This is a genomic window from Sulfurimonas sp. ST-27 (assembly GCF_048081595.1).
Taxonomy (GTDB): domain Bacteria; phylum Campylobacterota; class Campylobacteria; order Campylobacterales; family Sulfurimonadaceae; genus Sulfurimonas; species Sulfurimonas hydrogeniphila.
Window position 1 is genome coordinate 1,111,543 of sequence record NZ_CP182226.1, and the last position, 16,305, is coordinate 1,127,847.

The following is a 16,305-nucleotide window of genomic DNA, read 5'->3' on the forward strand; positions in this document are numbered from 1 at the left end:
TATGCAGACTCTGACTTTGGCAAATATTTATGAACTGCAAGGTTTAAAAGAAGAGGCATTGGAAATTTATAAGGAAGTCTTAAAAAAAGACCCAAATAACAGTGATGCCAAAATTGCTATACGAAGACTCTCCGGTATGAGAAAAAAGTTTTTACATGTAAATGTTCAAATGAAAGAGTATTTTTTAAAGATGGATTCCGAAGTTGAGTTCAAAGAGTTTGAAAGGTGGTTATTAAAAGCATGGAACTAAAAGATGTCATATTGTCAACACTGGCTGAAATGGAAGATGAACTGCCGCAAGAGAGTGTAAAAGAAGTGCAACAGGAAACTTTTGCTGAGGAAACCGAAGAACGCCCGCAGCAAAAAGATGATGCGCATACATCCATGGAAAGTGAATTGATTTATTTGAACTCCATAAGAGAGAGGCTTTTGGTCCTTTTTGAAGGTTTTCAAGCGCCAAATAATGCAAATATTGAAGCCAAAGTAGACATGACACTTAACTTTTTAGAATATACTTTGGCAACAATAGACGCCCGTGTTGAAAAGCTGGAAAAAGGAAATCTGTAGATGAGTCAATATAGAGTTTTAATAGATGCAAATGATGAAAAAGGACTTGTACATAAAGTTTCAAGTATATTTTACAGTTATGATCTGAATATTCTCTCCAACAGTGAGTTTGTTGACAGAGAGAGCAACAAGTTTTTTATGCGTAGTGTTGTTGACGGGAATGTTGATAATACAGAACTGTTTAAAGCTTTACACGAAGTATTACCTGAACACTCCGGCATAAAAATCGTAAAACCTGAGAAAAAAAACATCATAATAATGGCAACAAAAGAGATTCATGCACTTGGCGATATTCTGATCCGTCATGAAGCGGGTGAACTTGAGGCAAATATTGTAGCGGTTATTTCCAATTATGATAATTTGGAATCATTTGTAAAAAAGTTTGATATTCCTTATATCACGATTTCTCATCAGGGATTGGAGCGTCAGGAACATGAAAGTAAAATTATTGAGGCTATTCAAAGTTACAAAGAAGTTGATTTTATAGTTCTGGCAAAATATATGCGAATCCTGACACCAAGATTTGTTGAAACATTTGAAAATAAAATCATAAATATACACCATTCGTTTTTACCGGCATTCATAGGTGCAAATCCTTATAAACAAGCCTACGACAGAGGGGTGAAAATCATTGGAGCAACAGCACACTTTGTAAACAACAATCTTGACGAAGGGCCTATTGTCGCACAAGAGACAATCCATGTAACACATGCCTACAGCTGGAAAGATATGCAGCGTGCCGGCAGAGATGTTGAAAAAGTAGTTCTTTCCAAAGCATTGAAACTGGCTCTCGAAGACAGAATTTTTACCTATGCTAACAGAACGGTAATTTTTTAATGGCATTCAACATAGTATTGGTACATCCGCAAATACCAAACAATACCGGAGCGATAGGCAGACTCTGTGTCAATGCAGGGGCTTCGCTGCACTTAATTAAACCTATAGGTTTTGATATAGATGAAAAAGCTGTTCGTCGGGCAGGTCTTGATTATTGGAATAAGCTTGATTTGAAAGTGTGGGAAAGTATTGATGAGTTCTTTACATGTAACGATATAACTGATAATGCCTATTTTGCTACAACAAAAACGGACAAACCCTATTTTGATGCCAAATTCAAAGAAGGTGATTATATCTTTTTTGGCAGTGAGACAAAAGGAATACCGGAAGATCTGTTAAACAAATATAAATCACAAAATATAACTATTCCTATGACAAAAGACGGGCGCAGTCTTAATCTTGCTATCAGCACGGGAATAATTCTTTATGATGCAATCCGTCAAAATTATTCTACCTTTACCGAGGAGTAAGCAATGAACAGTTTGGTTGATACGGTTATGACACTCTTGTTTGTCTTATTTATGGTTTTTATATTTGCCGGCTATCACAAAACAAAATCGCAAGAACGTGAAAAAGACAAAGATCTCAAATCCTAAAATAATTTTTCTGCCCATTTTTCTAAATGATTTTCAAACTTTTCAAACAAACTCTCTGCATTTTTTATAAGTAATGACATTTTTCATCCTTTATATAAATATGTACTAATAGTACAACAATTCAAAAAAAATATAAAAAATATTTCAAATTGCCAAATATTTTTTGACATTCTTTGATTTTTAGACTATACTGTTGCAAATTAATATAAAAAGGGTTCAAAATGAATAGTTTCTTGGATATAGTAGAAGAGATTAAAAGCATTATCTCTGATGAAGTTGCTCCGAAAAAAGTTTTTGACAAAGATGTTGCTGCGGTATTGGGTATTTCGCAGATGAATTTTGCAACAATGAAAAGACGTAACAAAATTCCATTTAACGAATTACTGGATTTTTGTGCCAAAAGAAGTATCTCTATAAACTGGCTTTTGTATGGACAGTCTCCTGAAAGTTTGGTTGAAGCAACAAATAAATTCTATATGGTCAAATACTTTTCCGACATCAATGCCAGTGCAGGAGGAGGAAGTGACATAGAGTCTGAAGAGATAGAAGAGCTTGAAATTCCTGAGCAGTTTGTATTTATGCTCGGTGGAGAAAAAGAGCTGCAAAATATAGAAGCTATTAATGTTTCGGGTGACTCAATGGAGCCTACTTTTAGTTATAATGATATTGTATTTATTAACAGAAGCAAGACAGATATCAATCGCGGCGGTATTTTTACCATAAGAACCGAAGCAGGACTTTTTATAAAACGTGTACAAAAGAGAATTGACGGAAAACTTGATATAATCTCTGACAATTCTGTCTATAGTACACAAACACTTGATGCAAATCAGGTTGAAGTTGTTGGCAGGGTTGTCAGCCGATTTGGTGATGTAGATTAAAGGATTTTTTTGAAGTATCTGTATCTCTCTTTAGCGCTTGTCCTGATAAGTGGATGTTCGCAGACAACCTCACAGACTGCTTCTCATAAGAAGTTGCCAAAAGCAGAATATATCAAAGGTTTGAGCGGAATTTCCCAAGATGTTTCAGAGTATGCACATGCCATAAACAAGGGCTATATTTCGTCATTAGAAAAATTTGCCACAATGTATTTTCAGCCGTGGAATATTGACAGCATGGATATTCCGTTAGAAAATGCGATGTGGGCATATAAATTATTTGATGCAACAAACAGTTATGGGGAAAATTTACAGCCACTTGATGATAGTTTTTTTAAACAAATAAAAAATAATTCTAATTTTGAAGCCTATTCCAGTGTAAACAAACAGGCAATTACCCTGAGAAAGGTGAGTATCAGAGCTTTTCCTACCACCAGGCCGGTTTTGAGAGACCCGAATAAAGCAGGCGAGGGCTTTCCTTTTGACTACATGCAAAACTCTACCGTTGCCGCGAATAAGCCGCTTTTTGTTTCACACTATTCAAAAGACAGAGAGTGGGTATTTGTCAAGTCCAGCTTTGCTTACGGATGGGTACACGCACGAGACATTGTCTATATGGACAGGAAATGTGCAGAAATGTGGCAAAAGGCACAACAGGTATTTGTTTTACAGGACAATGTTCCTTTGTATACACCCAAAAAAGATTTTTTATTTAAATCCACTCTGGGAACAATGTTTCCAATCATCAGCCAAAATCAAAAAGAGTTTCACATTTTAACTATAGCAGAATACATGTTGAAAGAACCCTATTGTGTAAACACTTCAGTCAATAGGAAAATCGGACATAAGGGAATACTGAAATTTAATGCAAAAAACATCAATCTTGTAATGGGCGAACTCTTACATGTAAACTACGGATGGGGTGGCATATACAATCAGAGAGATTGTTCTTCTACGCTAAGAGATTTTTTTGCACCGTTTGGTATCTGGTTGCCAAGAAATTCTTATCAGCAAAGCAGAGTAGGCAAAGTCATATCTTTAGAAAATATCTCTGATGAGAAAAAAATAAAAATGATTCAACGATACGGAGTCCCTTTTGAAACTCTGTTGTACAGAAAAGGGCATATAGCTTTGTATGTTGGAACGAAAAACAACAAGATAGTTGTTTTTCAAAATCTCTGGGGCATAAAAACACTAAGGCATGGCGTTGAGGGAAGATATATCATTGGTAAAACAGTTTTTAGCACTCTTCAAATGGGAAGCAACTTGTCTGATTTTGATGAGAGTGCCTCTTTTTTAAAAAATCTCAAAAGTATGAATATTGTGACCCGTTAATTATGTTTTTATATCCAAAAGTGTTCCCATCATCTCATTTTGGGTTTTAATGACATTGACATTCACTGCTACACTCTCTTGGGCAATAATTTCATCAGGAATCTCTTTTGCCAAATCCGTTTGACTCTTTTTTGAACCGTTGTTGTCTGCTTCTCTTATGTTTACATGTAAAGAATTAGACTGAGTGGATATTTTTGCATCTTTTGGGACAAATCCTTCTGTATTGACATTTGCAATATTATTTGCAGTGACATTCAGGACATTTGTATTTGCCTGAATGGATCCAATATTATTTGAAATACTCATAAACGCCTCCTCATATGTTCTAATTATAGCATAAAGTTTTAGCGCATAGGAATACTGCCCTGGGGATTGTTTTGATTCATATTTTGACTCTGCATACTATTTGACATAGAAGTTGTTAAGTTGTTTGTTGACATATTACGGGAAGCTTCGCCTTGGTTGGAAGCCAGATTCATAGCATATTGAGATAACTGCAGGGTTGCAGTGTAGTTTTTGGATTGAATTTCTTGTGTTTGTACAATTCTGTCTGCCATTACACCAATTTTGTCTGCCATTTCACCAATTCTATCTGCCATAGTGCCAATATCATCGGAAAGTCTGAGTATTGTTTTTGACATTGTCTGTATAGTATTATTGTAGCTCTCATTTGTATTGTCAGCCTGATGTGCTGCAAGATAAGCTGTTGTTTTTGCCAATACTGTTATTTGTGTACTTAACTGTTCTACATCATCCAAGGCATTGAGTGCATCTTTTGTTGATTGAAATTCTTTTGTGCTGTTGTTTAGAAATGTTTCAAGTTTTGATTCAAAATTTACAACTTCTTTGGCATAAGCCTGTAAAGCTTCATCACTTTTTAGCAGAGTATCTGTTTTGTTCTTAAATGTGTCATGTATGTCATACGCATCTTCAATCGCGCTGTTTAAAAACTGTGTCGTATTGATATTGTCATTTCCAAAAAGCAGGACAGTAGTGATAAGTGACAGGCTGATAATAGTTTTTTTCATGATGTTTCCTTTTGTTGATATTATTAGTATTGTAAAAAAATTCTGTTAACAGAGTGTTAGCAGCTAAGTGCCCAAATATAATAAATATTGAAGAACAGTTCTTCAATATTTAGTCTAAACCTAGTGCAGGTCAGCGTTGAGTTTAATTTCTCGAGTAGATCGTGATGCAGTGATTTCTCCGGTTAAAGAGTTTTGTCTGAAGTGAAGTCCATTGAAAAAAGAGAGTTGTTTTGCTTTGAAAATTTCCCCTTCAATAGCTATGCCTTTGTTTACTTCTCTGATTTTTTCAAGTTCAGTTGGGTAAATACCTACTTTTGTTCCTTCAAGAATTGCCAGACCGGCATCTATAATACAGCCATCCCCCAAAGGAATACCACAAACAGAGTTGGCTCCCAAAAGACAGTTTTTGCCGATACTGATCGGATTTCCATCTGTCCCTGAAAGAACACCAAGAATTGAAGCACCGCCTCCGACATCAGAACCGTCACCAACAATCGCAGAAGAAGAAATACGACCTTCCACCATGCTTACACCGGTTGTTCCAGCATTAAAGTTGATGTATGAAGCCCCCGGCATTACAGTTGTTCCGGCTGCAAGCTGTGCACCGAAACGTACTTTGGAAGTGTCAAGTATACGTGTATTGTCTGCAGGAATAATGTGCTGTAAAAATCTTGGAAATTTGTCTACAAAATCAATATGCGGATACTCATTTGCAAGTTTGAGTTCAATTTCAAACTCTCGTAAATAATCAAGTTCTATCGGTTGTCCGTTAGACCATGCAACATTCGGCAATGCACCGAAGGCACCGTTAAGATTGATTTCGCGAAGTCCTACTTTTGCAAGAGAAATTGCATACAGTTTTAGATAGGTTGCTTCTACACTTTCGCAAGGCGCATCTTCAAATATAAAGCATACTTTGAATTCGCCTTCAAGACTTCCGTTGTTTACTATTTGAGAATAGAGTGCTGAAACTACTTGAATGTTTTTGTGTGCATCACCGTGTGCTTCGTCAGAATAAGGGGTAAAAGCATTGAGACAATCTTTTAAAAACTGTAAATTTATGTCACATACGACTTCATTTTGTGTAAAATCTACTGTAATTCCCTGATCTGCAAGTGCCTGGATGAAAATCGCGGCACTGCCAAAATTTTCATCCCAGTTGATTACCGGGTAGGTCGCCTGAAGAGACTTGTCGACATTTAACTGTCCCAAGTCTACTCGTGCTATACCAAAAGCCAAAGGATCTTTGTATCCGGTTGTGTTTGTTTTAATATTGTTTACCAATGCTTTAAATGCATCTGCTGTTTGAATAACGTCCATTGAATTCTCACTTAATTAATTTGATTTGCAATTATACTTAAAAACTACTAACGAAGTTTAGTATATAATTTAAATAATAAAATAAAAAGAGAATATTTTGAACACTTGGCTTGAACTACTAAAAAACGATGATTATCTTGGTATAAAAAAACATATAAAAAATGGCGGGAAACTTTCCCAAAAGAATGAGGCGGGAGAGTCTGTACTTGCCTGTGCATTACGTGCACAGTGCTCAGATGAGACAATAATGCTGCTCATAAACAACGGGGCAGACATTTTTGACTGCGATGATGAAGGTGTCAGTATTTTTGATATGGCAATTACCTATGATAAAATTGAAATAGTCAAACATCTGATAGAGCAGGGTAAAAAAGTAAATGAAACGACAAGAAAAAGCGGTTTTACCGCATTGATGGGTGCAGCATGTTACGGAAGAGTTGAAATTGCCAAACTTCTTTTAAAACATGGTGCTGACAAAAATGTACGGGACTTAAAAGGTTTCAGTGCCGTAGATTTTGCCAGAAAAATGAATAAAAAGAGCATACTCGAACTTTTTGACTATGATGAAACTGCGCCTAAAAATACCGGATATGCAAGGTAGTTTATTCAAAAAACTTCTTTTGTTTTGTGTTGTCGAGAGGTTTCCTTTTCTCTTTGGCAAGCCATTCCTGAAGCAAAGATTCAACAACTTTGCTCAGGCTCATTTTGTAGCGACTGCGTGAGTATTTCATCGCTTCATCCCATGTGTTTTTGTCAATTAACAAACTTCTTGTCACTTCGTCTTTTGGTTTCAAGGGTATCCTTGTTATGATGCTTGCAGAAGTTCTATAAAACTTCTGTAGCTGTCAACGATTTTTTGGTTTTTTGTATTTTGTATATAAAATTCTATGGCTTTTTTGCCGAGTCTGGGAATTTCATTTTTAACAGCCCAGCTGCTGACGGTGCCTTCGGGTACTTCAAGGACTTCGGCGAGTTGTTTTTGTGTGATTTGAAGCTCTTTGCAAATATCTTTGACAACATTTGATTTGTCTTTTTTGATTTTTCTGTTTGCAGGTTTTAATCTTTTTGGTTTTGGTCTTTTTTGCTGTATCTCAGTAACTGTAGTACAATTCGTATCCATCCAGGCAAGAACATTTGAAGCTTCTAAAACCCAGTCGCGGGAATTAAGCTGTTTGACAACATCTTCACAAAACTCTTTTGCATACATCTGTGCTGTTTCTTTATTGCTGAGTTGGTAGAGTATTGCAAAAGCAAGCTGCAAGGCACCTTTTGAGGTGTTTCCCCAGTCAAAACCGTTCTTGGCGTATTGGTATATATCGGTACGACTCGGGAGGTTCAGTTCTTTATATGTTACAAATTTATTGCCCAGTAAAGTCTTATGCCCTTTGAAGACATGGTTGTTCATTATTAATGCCATAGTTTTATTTTCTCTTATATGTTAAAAATGCAATGCTGTTCCTCTTTTTCTTTAAACTCATTTTTATGAGGTGTTAAGATAAACAACATATATAAGAGATAAAAGCAATAAAAGTACCAATAATCAAACTAACATGATAAAATTCTTTGGTTTATAATTTTTTAAATGGTGTATGTTTGCGTGAAAGTTCCTCTTGAAACATATCAAAATATTTTTTTACTTCTTCATTGTTTTCTCCGCTTAAAGAGAGTTCCACATTCGGTTTGTTCTGTATAAAAATTGGCAGGGAAGAAAGCTCAATGTTTTTTGGGAGTTTTTGCATAACATCAATGAGTGTATTTTCACTTGTTTCTGCCAGCAGTGTATATCTGTATTTTTTCCTTGCCTGTGAAAAATATTTTTTTATTATTTCACTGCTCATTGGATGGGACATCGAGGGGAAACCCGGCATAAAAAAGAATCTCCTGTCTAAAGCAAAACCGGACATGTTGTTTACCGGATTTGGCAGAAGTTCTGCATTTGGCGGTATCTCCGCCATGTGGATACGATGGGGATATGCCTCGTCACCAAATTTTTTGATAATGTCTTGTTTGAATTTTTCATGTGTTACGGGCTTGGAATTTCTGAAAACTTCCGCGGCCACCTCCCGTGTCAAATCATCGGGAGTCGAACCGATGCCGCCAAAAGAGAACATCACTGCTTCTTTGTCGTCGCGTATCATTTTATAGGTGCGTTTCATCAGTCCGACATCGTCTTTGATGACAAAAGAGGCACAAAGTTCATGCCCGTATTTTGCAAGTTCATTTTTTAAAAATTCAAAATGTTTGTCAACGCGTCTTCCGTTAAGAATTTCTGTTCCAATAATAACTGCATAAAAGTTCATAGCATTACTTTTTTACATAATTATAGTATTATTTCATAAACAATTAATAAGGACAGAAAATGTCACATATAGAAAAATTAGAAGAACTGCTGACGAAAAGTGTTATTCCCGATATTACAGAAAGACTCGATGAGATTTTTGAAGAGATAGCCGGAAACAAAGAGGCAACACAGGATGCCAAAGAGGAAATAGAAGAACTCCGTGAATTCAAATCTGACCTCGAAGATGTTATAGAAGACATTAAAAACGGTGATATGGAAGAAGAAGAGGCAAAAGAGCTTGTAGCGGACATATTGGCTGCTCAAGAGTGTGAAGATGAAGAAGATTTTGGATTTAAAGAAGAGGAGGAAAATAAATGAGAATAATTCTTTTAGGCGCTCCGGGTGCAGGAAAAGGGACACAGGCGCAGTTTTTAACCAAGAAGTACAATATCCCGCAGATTTCTACAGGCGATATGCTTCGTGCCGCAATCAAAGCGGGAACTGAGATGGGAAAAATGGCAAAAGCGGCTATGGATGCGGGACAGCTCGTGACAGATGATATTATTATAGGACTTGTCAAGGACAGAATTGCGCAGGATGACTGTAAAAACGGCTATCTTTTAGACGGGTTTCCTCGTACACTGCCTCAGGCTGATGCAGTAACGAATGCAGGAATTGCGATTGATGCCGTAATAGAGATAGATGTACCGGATGAAGAGATAGTCAAACGTATGTCAGGAAGACGTGCGCATCTGGCAAGTGGGAGAACCTATCATGTTGTTTACAATCCGCCAAAAGTAGAAGGCAAGGATGATGAAACGGGTGAAGATTTGGTACAGCGTGATGATGACAAAGAAGAAGTGGTACAGGACAGACTGAAAGTCTACCATGAGCAGACAGAACCGCTCATAGACTACTACAAAGCACAGGCTGAAAAAAATCCGAATATCAAATATATCAGAGTTGACGGCACTGCTGATATTGCAGATGTTGAAAAAGCGATTGTTTCACAACTCGGTGAATAACCGTCTGCTATGATTCGGGTCGGTAGACCCGGATATTTTCACAGCCTTTGGCATCCCGCAAGTACTGTGCATGTAGCTGACTCATGATGCCTTTGTCACAGTACAGAAGATACTCTTTGTCCTGTGGAAGCTTGTCAAACTCTGTTTTTAGTTTGTGAAAAGGTATCTTGAGCGTGTTACATGTAAGCGAAATACACTCTTCTTCCGGACGAATATCTATCACCGTAAAATCACCGTTTTTCAAAGTATGAACAACTTCAACAGGTGCCAGGTTTGTAATGTCATCTATTATTTCATCAATACTTAAATATTGTGCATTTTGCACTGCTGCATCAAGTATATCATAGTTAAATTTTTCTGCCACTTTTTCCATACGCTTGAAAGAACCGTGCGTAATTGGATTTTGAGAAATAACACCACAGTATTCGGGCATACTTTCAGCAAAATGGCGTGTGCCGATTTCATTGGCTATGTTCATAATTTCTGGCTTGTTCATTGTTGCGAGAGGACGCAAAATAAGCTTGTTCGTTACCTGGTCTATGAGCGCAAGATTACGAAGTGTCTGACTTGATACCTGCGCAACACTCTCACCGGTCACAAGGGCATCAATCTCCATAGCATCGGCTACCTGTTCGGATGCTCTAAGCATTAAACGTTTGAGCATAACACCCATGTATGTCGGCGGTGTTGCTCTGAAAATTTCTGTAAGCACATCATCAAAGGCAACGGAGACAAATTTGACCTTGTGAGAAGATCCGAATTTGTTCCAAAGATAGAGTGCAACCTGTTTCACACCTATTTCATGCGCCATACCGCCAAGATTGAAGAAAATAAAATGTGTTTTTATGCCCCGTTTCATTGTCAGATACGAAGCCACAGTAGAGTCAAAACCACCGGACATCAAAGAGAGAATATCGCCCTGTGTGCCAATAGGAAATCCGCTGAGTCCTTTGTACTTTGTGGTAATGAGATTGAGCTGATTTTGGATGAGTTCCATTTGTATAATCACATCGGGATGTTTTAAAGAAACACTTTTTGCATTTGAGTTTGCCAAAAGATGCCCGCCTACTGTTCTTTCTATATCTATGGAACTGAAAGTATGTTTTCCGGTTCGTTTTACTCTGACAACAAATGTCTTGTCATTCAACGAATCGGCAACAAGTTCGCATACTTTTGTTTTGATTTTCTCAATAGTATCCATGTCGTCAAACTGCAGCACTTCAAGAATCTGCTCAATGCCGGGAGTATCCAAAAGTTTTTGTCTTACCTCGGGCAAAACATCTTCGGGGGTTAAAACTTCCATTTTGTCAGAGAATTTTTTGACTTCGATTTTTGTGTCTATACGCTGTAAAATTGTGAGCAGGTTGTTGTAGAGTTGACCGACCATCTGGCGTTTTGCAGAGGGTCCTTTGATCATAATTTCGGGGAAAAGTTTTAAAATGAATTTTTGCACCGTTGAGGCCTTTAGATTTTTGATTGAATAAAGCTTTCCATTTCGTGAACTATCTCTTCAATACTTCGCTCACCGGAAATGACTTTTAAAATGCCTTTTTGCGTATAAAAATCTTTAATCTGCCCTAAAGGTTCCATATAGATTTTCATACGGTTGTTAAAGACTTCGTTGTTGTCATCTTCACCTCTGGCGCGTCCAAGCACTCTTTGCCTGGCTGTCTCCTCGCTTACCTCTACCTCAATAACACTGGAAAGTTCAATATCTTTATGCTTTTGCAGGTAGGTATCAAGTGCAAGCATCTGCTCTACACTTCTTGGATAGCCGTCGATGATAATAATGTCAGTCGGAGAAGATTTTATAGCATTGATGATTGTCTCTATAACGATATCTATAGGAACAATTTCGCCTTTTGAGATATATCTGTGTATCTCTTTGCCCCGTTCACTCTCACTGGCAACTTCGGCTCGCAGCATATCACCGGTAGAGTAGTGTGTGATATCAGGGTTGTGTTGTGCTATGAGCTCAGCATCTGTAGTTTTACCGGAGCCTGGAGCTCCGATAATAAAAAAGAGTTTTTTTGTGTGCGACATAATATTATGCCTTTGTTTGTTCACGCAGGCGTATGTGTAAGTCACGCAGTTGTGCATTGTCAACAGGACTTGGTGCTTTAGTTAACAAACAGGACGCTTTTTGTGTTTTAGGGAATGCAATAACATCACGAATGCTTGTTTTTTTCGTTAAAAGCATAATGAGTCTGTCAAATCCTAAAGCAAAACCACCGTGTGGAGGTGCACCGAATTTAAGAGCATCAAGCAGGAAGCCGAATTTTTCCTGCGCCTCTTCTTCTTCGATTCCAAGCAGTTTAAAGACCTCTTCCTGTATCTCTTCTTTGTGTATACGAATAGATCCGCCACCAAGTTCTGTACCGTTTAAAACGATGTCATAAGCGATAGACTCTATCTCTTCTACATCATCTTTGTCTGTGTCTTTTGGCATGGTAAACGGATGGTGCAGCGCTTTTACGCGACCGTCTTCAACTTCAAACATCGGAAAATCGACAACCCATACAAATTCAAAAGCATTTTCGTCTATCAGATTCATTTTTTCATGCTCGGCAATGAAATTTCTGAATCTTCCCATGTAATCCCATACCGTTTTTTTGTCACCTGCACCAAAGAAAACAACATCACCGACTTCAAGTTCGGTTCTTTCAATGATAAGCGCTATGTCTGCTTCAGAGAAAAACTTGGTCAGAGGACCTTTAAGCCCGTCTTCTTTCATCTGGAAATATCCAAGACCATGCGCGCCAAACTTACGTACATACTCTTCAAAAGATTTCATTTCACGTTTTGAAAATATCAGATCAGCACCTGGAACTTTGAGCGCTTTAATACGGTTAACATGCGGTTTTTTTGCAATATTTGTAAATATTTCATTATCACATCGTTCAAAAATGTCAATGACATCTACCATTTTAAGGTCATAACGCAAATCCGGTTTGTCAGAGCCGTATAATTCCATAGCGTCTTTATATGTAATACGGTTAAAAGGAGGCTTGATTTCAACACCACAGGCATCAAACATTGCCACAAGCAGATCTTCGGCTATTTTCATAACATCTTCTTGATTACAAAAACTCATCTCAACATCTATCTGCGTAAACTCAGGCTGACGGTCGGCCCGCAAGTCTTCATCACGGAAACATTTTGCGATTTGAAAGTATCTGTCAAATCCGCCAACCATCAAGAGCTGTTTGAAAAGCTGTGGTGACTGTGGCAGGGCATAAAACTCACCATTGTGCACACGAGACGGTACCAAATAATCTCTGGCGCCTTCGGGAGTCGATTTTGTCAAAATCGGTGTTTCAACTTCCAAAAATCCGTTTTTATCCAAAATGTTTCTTGCCGCAATCGCTGCTTTTGAACGCAGGCGAAAAACTTCATACATATCAGGATCACGAAGTTCCAGGTAACGATATTTCAATCTTGTCTCTTCACCGACATTTTTATCGCCAATGACAAAAGGAGTAGGAGCAGATTTGTTTTCTATAATCAGTTCTTTTACAATAATTTCAATAGCACCGGTTTTCAAACGGGGATTTGTCAAACCTTCTCCGCGAAGACGAACGGTTCCTTTGACTATTAAAACATATTCATCACGGACATTGTTTGCAACTTTATGCGCTTCTTTAGAGTCTTCAGGGTCACATGTAAGCTGAATAAGTCCTGTTTTATCACGCAAATCTATGAAAATAATTCCACCATGGTCACGATAATTATTCGCCCAGCCGGTAAGAACGACATCTTCTCCAACATTTGTTTCATTTAAATCTGTACAGTAATGAGTTCTCAAAATATAGAGTCCTATATAAATAATTTTCGCGATTATACCTAAATATAGTATAATTAACAAAATTATTACACAAATGAGCAATTTTGAAAACAAATACAATTAAAAAAATCGGTGTTGTTTTACGACCGTCCACTCCTGAACTCAAAGAGAGCTATTTTAAGCTTGAAAAAATTTTTAACAAACATAACATAGAAGTAATTATAGACAGTATCAGCGGGGGCATGATAGGTGTAATGGGGATGGAATTTGAATATCTGTGTGAAAACTCCGATATTCTTGTAACGCTTGGAGGAGACGGAACACTTATATCGACTGTCAGACGCTCTTTTCGGTATGATGTGCCGATATTTGGCATTTATGCCGGTTCTCTCGGATTTTTGGCGGATATCAACCTCAACGAATTAGAAGAGTTTGTTGCCAATCTGGTTGCAGGCAACTACAGAGTGGATGAAAGATCTATTTTGGAAGCCCAGTTTATACAAAACAACAAAGAAGTTGTCCTTTATGCTTTTAATGACATTGTTATCACACGGGCTTCCGTTTCAAATATGATACATGTAGAGACCCTGGTTGATTCAAAAGCATTCAATACCTATTATGGTGACGGTGTGATAGTGGCTACTCCGACAGGCTCAACCGCATACAATCTTTCAGCAGGAGGTCCCGTTTTGTTTCCTCTGACAAATGTTTTTGCCCTGACTCCAATATGTCCGCATTCTTTGACACAAAGACCTGTGGTCTTACCGGGGAAATTCTCCATAGAGATGAAAACACCAAAAGACAAAGCATTGCTTATCATAGACGGACAGGACAAGCATGAACTCGAAATAGGGCAGAGCATACATATAAAACTGGCCAAAAAAAGAGTCAAGCTCATTCACAGAGACGAATTCAACTATTTTGATGTGTTAAAAGAAAAGCTGCATTGGGGTGACTAGTCTATATTGATACTCGATGAACTGTCAGAATTCTTTTTAATCATTCTTTTTATCTGTTCTGCTGTATAGCTCTTTTGATGAGGATTTTCATTGAGCAGATCAAATCTTATTTGTATGGTAAGTTTGCCGAGTGCTTCTCCCAACTGTTGGTCATCGTTGCTGAGTGTTCCGTCTTTGGAAAGTATTGAAATGACTTTGAGAAAGTTATTGTATTCGTTCAAAACGGCAGGTGAGGCAAAAATAGCAAGTCTGTGTGTCACAAATCGCAGTTTTGTTATCTCTTTGTCCGTCAGAAGAGACTGTTCTGACATGCTCTCCATCAAGTCCAAAAGTCTTTCGTAGGTTGCCGCTTTTAAATCAAGAAATTTGATATTCTGTTCTTTTTCTATTTCAACTTCTGTCTGTTTGTTCAGCAGCAGTGCGGTTATGAAAACTGTTGCAATAGTACCAAGAATGATGAGGACAATCTCCTGAGTAAAAGGAGTGCTGTCTGTCACTTTATATGCATAACGCAGATAGGCATAGCCGGCAATCAGCGTTATAAATGTCAGAAGAAGATAGAGAAGTTTTTTTGTATAATTGTTCATATAAGAATCTGCCTTTAAAAATAATACGCTAATTTTATCTAAATCAAATAAAGATATAATAAGAGCATGAAAACATTGACACACTATTTACTTGCTGTATTTCTTTTGCAAAGCTCTCTTTTGGCACACCAAAACCATGCTGTTGTTTTGCAGTACCATCGGTTTGATGAAAACAGATACCCCTCTACGAGTATATCTATGGAACTATTTACACAACAGATGCAATACCTGGCAGACAACAACTATACTGTCTGGCCGTTTTCTAAAACAGTAAAATATTTAATTGAAAAAAAAGAACTTCCGGATAAAACGGTTTCAATTACTATAGATGATGGATATCGCAGTGTCTATACAAAAGCCTATCCTTTGCTTAAAAAATACAAATTTCCTTTTACTGTATTTGTCAATTCTGTTCCTGTTGTGCATGAGTCTGTTCATTATTTGACCTGGGATGAAATGCGTGAGATGGGAAAATACGGTGCAGAGTATGCAAACCACACCTATTCCCATCAGTTTTTAGTGCGCGATGGCATAAAAGATCCAAAAAACTATAAAAAACATGTTACCAAAGAGATAAAAATGTGTGAAGTGAAAATAGAAAAAGAGCTTGGCGATAAAGTCTGCACTGACCCGAAAATACTGGCATATCCTTTTGGCGAGTATGACGAACAACTGATGCAGTTGGTCAAAAGTTTAGGCTATATCGGTGTAGCACAAAATTCTGGTCCGATTTCAGACAAAAGCAACTTTATGGCTTTGACACGGTTTCCAATGTCAGGAGGTTTTGGCGAGATGAAGCAGTTTGCAGTGAAAATCAATACGCTTCCTTTGCCTGTAGAAGCTGTTTCAAGTGAGGAAACACTTGTGACACAGGCGAACAATCCTCCTGTTTTAACCTTAACACTGCAAAAGCCTTTAAAAGACTTACAGTGCTTTACCGCTGAGGGGGAAAAAATAGCGATGCAGTGGCTTGATGAAAAAACTGTGAAAGTACAATCAAAAGAACCCTTGCTCTATCCGAGAAATCATTATACATGTACCGCCCATGCAAAAGGAGATGCCTGGTACTGGTACAGTCATTTGTGGGTTATTTTAAAAGAAAAATAGT

At 37.6% G+C, this 16,305-nt stretch carries 22 protein-coding genes; 12 read left to right on the forward strand and 10 right to left on the reverse strand.

The annotated features are described in order from the left end of the window. The first annotated feature begins 1 nt into the window (after nt 1). The 7 genes from ACM66U_RS05875 to ACM66U_RS05905 all read left to right on the forward strand — a co-directional run bounded on the left by ACM66U_RS05875 (nt 2) and on the right by ACM66U_RS05905 (nt 4,213). Entirely contained in the window at nt 2-250 is a 249-nt protein-coding gene (locus ACM66U_RS05875) for a tetratricopeptide repeat protein (protein WP_151900368.1), read from the forward strand. Further along, a complete protein-coding gene (locus ACM66U_RS05880; RefSeq protein WP_346388735.1) occupies nt 241-567 on the forward strand; it encodes a CiaD-like domain-containing protein in 327 nt (108 codons plus the stop codon). The genes ACM66U_RS05875 and ACM66U_RS05880 overlap by 10 nt, the downstream gene beginning before the upstream one ends. Continuing rightward, a complete protein-coding gene (purU, locus tag ACM66U_RS05885) occupies nt 568-1,404 on the forward strand; it encodes a formyltetrahydrofolate deformylase (protein WP_151900366.1) in 837 nt (278 codons plus the stop codon). It begins immediately after the preceding gene. Beyond that, nucleotides 1,404-1,874, forward strand: a complete 471-nt coding sequence (locus ACM66U_RS05890) for a tRNA (cytidine(34)-2'-O)-methyltransferase (protein ID WP_418641387.1) — start codon at nt 1,404-1,406, stop codon at nt 1,872-1,874. The genes purU and ACM66U_RS05890 overlap by 1 nt, the downstream gene beginning before the upstream one ends. 3 nt (nt 1,875-1,877) lie before the next feature. After that, nucleotides 1,878-2,000, forward strand: coding sequence for a hypothetical protein (locus ACM66U_RS05895; protein ID WP_269138909.1), 123 nt, complete (start codon nt 1,878-1,880; stop codon nt 1,998-2,000). A 221-nt stretch (nt 2,001-2,221) separates the two neighbouring features. Then, on the forward strand, nt 2,222-2,881 hold the full coding sequence (locus ACM66U_RS05900; RefSeq protein WP_151900364.1) for a LexA family transcriptional regulator: 660 nt from the start codon (nt 2,222-2,224) through the stop codon (nt 2,879-2,881). 9 nt (nt 2,882-2,890) lie between these two features. Then, nucleotides 2,891-4,213: an SH3 domain-containing protein gene (locus ACM66U_RS05905; protein ID WP_418641388.1), complete on the forward strand. Its 1,323-nt coding sequence runs from the start codon at nt 2,891-2,893 to the stop codon at nt 4,211-4,213. On the opposite strand, the gene ACM66U_RS05910 is transcribed toward ACM66U_RS05905, so the two are convergent. The 3 genes from ACM66U_RS05910 to ACM66U_RS05920 form a co-directional block, all read right to left on the reverse strand. Beyond that, nucleotides 4,214-4,519 (reverse strand): hypothetical protein, encoded by a 306-nt coding sequence (locus tag ACM66U_RS05910; RefSeq protein WP_418641389.1) that lies wholly within the window; start codon nt 4,517-4,519, stop codon nt 4,214-4,216. 38 nt (nt 4,520-4,557) lie between these two features. Continuing rightward, the gene (locus ACM66U_RS05915) at nt 4,558-5,241 is read right to left on the reverse strand and encodes a hypothetical protein (RefSeq protein WP_418641390.1); all 684 of its coding nucleotides are present in this window, start codon (nt 5,239-5,241) and stop codon (nt 4,558-4,560) included. Between the two features lie 120 nt (nt 5,242-5,361). After that, nucleotides 5,362-6,561, reverse strand: a complete 1,200-nt coding sequence (locus ACM66U_RS05920; protein WP_418641391.1) for a tetrahydrodipicolinate N-succinyltransferase N-terminal domain-containing protein — start codon at nt 6,559-6,561, stop codon at nt 5,362-5,364. Nucleotides 6,562-6,658: 97 nt separating this feature from the next. On the opposite strand from ACM66U_RS05920, the gene ACM66U_RS05925 reads away from it, so the two are divergent. Continuing rightward, nucleotides 6,659-7,162 carry an ankyrin repeat domain-containing protein gene (locus ACM66U_RS05925; RefSeq protein ID WP_151900359.1) on the forward strand — a complete coding sequence of 168 codons (504 nt, stop codon included), beginning with the start codon at nt 6,659-6,661 and terminating at the stop codon, nt 7,160-7,162. Nucleotide 7,163: 1 nt separating this feature from the next. Here the strand turns inward: ACM66U_RS05925 and ACM66U_RS05930 are convergent, their stop codons facing one another. The 3 genes from ACM66U_RS05930 to ACM66U_RS05940 form a co-directional block, all read right to left on the reverse strand. After that, nucleotides 7,164-7,355 (reverse strand): hypothetical protein, encoded by a 192-nt coding sequence (locus tag ACM66U_RS05930; RefSeq protein WP_151900358.1) that lies wholly within the window; start codon nt 7,353-7,355, stop codon nt 7,164-7,166. Between the two features lie 11 nt (nt 7,356-7,366). Continuing rightward, nucleotides 7,367-7,978 (reverse strand): DUF6166 domain-containing protein, encoded by a 612-nt coding sequence (locus ACM66U_RS05935; RefSeq protein ID WP_418641392.1) that lies wholly within the window; start codon nt 7,976-7,978, stop codon nt 7,367-7,369. A 151-nt stretch (nt 7,979-8,129) separates the two neighbouring features. Then, nucleotides 8,130-8,861, reverse strand: coding sequence for a competence/damage-inducible protein A (locus tag ACM66U_RS05940; protein WP_418641393.1), 732 nt, complete (start codon nt 8,859-8,861; stop codon nt 8,130-8,132). A 59-nt stretch (nt 8,862-8,920) separates the two neighbouring features. Between ACM66U_RS05940 and ACM66U_RS05945 the strand changes: the two genes are divergently transcribed. Together ACM66U_RS05945 and adk are read left to right on the forward strand one after the other, a co-directional pair. After that, a complete protein-coding gene (locus ACM66U_RS05945) occupies nt 8,921-9,220 on the forward strand; it encodes a hypothetical protein (RefSeq protein ID WP_151900355.1) in 300 nt (99 codons plus the stop codon). Beyond that, nucleotides 9,217-9,867, forward strand: coding sequence for an adenylate kinase (gene adk / locus ACM66U_RS05950; protein WP_418641394.1), 651 nt, complete (start codon nt 9,217-9,219; stop codon nt 9,865-9,867). Before ACM66U_RS05945 ends, adk begins: the two co-directional genes overlap by 4 nt. Before the next feature lie 7 nt (nt 9,868-9,874). On the opposite strand, the gene thiI is transcribed toward adk, so the two are convergent. Genes thiI through aspS form a run of 3 tightly spaced genes read right to left on the reverse strand, consistent with a single transcriptional unit; the run spans nt 9,875 to nt 13,672 of the window. After that, on the reverse strand, nt 9,875-11,320 hold the full coding sequence (thiI, locus tag ACM66U_RS05955; RefSeq protein ID WP_418641395.1) for a tRNA uracil 4-sulfurtransferase ThiI: 1,446 nt from the start codon (nt 11,318-11,320) through the stop codon (nt 9,875-9,877). 11 nt (nt 11,321-11,331) lie between these two features. After that, on the reverse strand, nt 11,332-11,910 hold the full coding sequence (locus ACM66U_RS05960; RefSeq protein ID WP_418641396.1) for an adenylate kinase: 579 nt from the start codon (nt 11,908-11,910) through the stop codon (nt 11,332-11,334). 4 nt (nt 11,911-11,914) lie between these two features. After that, nucleotides 11,915-13,672 carry an aspartate--tRNA ligase gene (gene aspS, locus ACM66U_RS05965; protein WP_346388746.1) on the reverse strand — a complete coding sequence of 586 codons (1,758 nt, stop codon included), beginning with the start codon at nt 13,670-13,672 and terminating at the stop codon, nt 11,915-11,917. 83 nt (nt 13,673-13,755) lie between these two features. Here aspS and ACM66U_RS05970 point away from each other — a divergent pair, with 83 nt between their 5' ends. Next, entirely contained in the window at nt 13,756-14,610 is an 855-nt protein-coding gene (locus tag ACM66U_RS05970) for an NAD(+)/NADH kinase (RefSeq protein ID WP_151900350.1), read from the forward strand. Here the strand turns inward: ACM66U_RS05970 and ACM66U_RS05975 are convergent. Further along, nucleotides 14,607-15,197: a hypothetical protein gene (locus ACM66U_RS05975; RefSeq protein ID WP_151900349.1), complete on the reverse strand. Its 591-nt coding sequence runs from the start codon at nt 15,195-15,197 to the stop codon at nt 14,607-14,609. The two genes, ACM66U_RS05970 and ACM66U_RS05975, sit on opposite strands and share 4 nt — an antisense overlap. A gap of 66 nt (nt 15,198-15,263) precedes the next feature. Here ACM66U_RS05975 and ACM66U_RS05980 point away from each other — a divergent pair, with 66 nt between their 5' ends. Beyond that, nucleotides 15,264-16,304 (forward strand): polysaccharide deacetylase family protein, encoded by a 1,041-nt coding sequence (locus tag ACM66U_RS05980; RefSeq protein ID WP_418640315.1) that lies wholly within the window; start codon nt 15,264-15,266, stop codon nt 16,302-16,304. Nucleotide 16,305: the final 1 nt, after the last annotated feature.